General features: G+C 53.0%; 1 protein-coding gene. It reads left to right on the forward strand.

The window, feature by feature from the left end:
• Positions 1 to 1,245: Ig-like domain-containing protein (locus H5180_RS23285; RefSeq protein WP_259399615.1), on the forward strand; the 1,245-nt coding region annotated here is incomplete at both ends.

Here is a 1,245-nt window from a genome sequence, read left to right on the forward strand (position 1 = left end):
GATGGCCGGATCAATGCTGTAGAAGATGGCAGTGTATTGATCACCGGCTCTGGCGCAGAAGCCAATGCCAGTGTCAGTGTGATTATCAGCGATGGCGCGAATAACCAATCGCGTACTGTGACGGCCGATGGCTCTGGGGCATGGACTATCAGTGGTAGTGAGTTTGATGTCAGCAGCTTTAATAACGGCACACTCACCGTCAGCGCCACACAAAGTGATGCGGCGGGTAACACCTCCAGTGCAACCAGCACCTCAGTGATTTTAGATAACGCAGCACCGAATGCCTTGACGATTGCCACCCCGATTGAGGTTGATGGCCGGATCAATGCTGTAGAAGATGGCAGTGTATTGATCACCGGCTCTGGCGCAGAAGCCAATGCCAGTGTCAGTGTGACTATCAGCGATGGTTCGAATAACCAATCGCGTACTGTGACGGCTGATGGCGCAGGTACATGGACTATCAGTGGTAGTGAGTTTGATGTCAGCAGCTTTAACGATGGCACGCTCACCATCAGCGCCACACAATCGGATACAGCGGGCAATACTTCAAGTGCAGCCAGCACCTCAGTGATTTTAGATAACGCAGCACCGAATGCCTTGACTATAACGACTCCGATTGAGGTTGATGGCCGGATCAATGCTGTAGAAGATGGCAGTGTATTGATCACCGGCTCCGGGGCAGAAGCCAATGCCAGTGTCAGTGTGACCATCAGCGATGGTTCGAATAACTTATCACGGACTGTGACGGCCGATGGCTCTGGGGCATGGACTATCAGTGGTAGCGAGTTTGATGTCAGCAGCTTTAATAATGGCACGCTCACCGTCAGCGCCACACAAAGTGATGCGGCGGGTAACACCTCCAGTGCAGCCAGCACCTCAGTGATTTTAGATAACGCAGCACCGAATGCCTTGACGATAAGCACCCCGATTGAGGTTGATGGCCGGATCAATGCTGTAGAAGATGGCAGTGTATTGATCACCGGCTCTGGCGCAGAAGCTAATGCCAGTGTCAGTGTGACTATCAGCGATGGCGCGAATAACCAATCGCGCACCGTGACGGCCGATGGCGCAGGTACATGGACTATCAGTGGTAGTGAGTTTGATGTCAGCAGCTTTAATAATGGCACGCTCACCGTCAGCGCCACACAAAGTGATGCGGCGGGTAACACCTCCAGTGCAGCCAGCACCGCGGTGATTTTAGATAACGCAGCACCGAATGCCTTGACCATAACGACCCCGATTGAG

Origin of the sequence: Pseudoalteromonas sp. SR41-4, assembly GCF_014163985.1 — a bacterium.
GTDB lineage: Bacteria > Pseudomonadota > Gammaproteobacteria > Enterobacterales > Alteromonadaceae > Pseudoalteromonas > Pseudoalteromonas rhizosphaerae.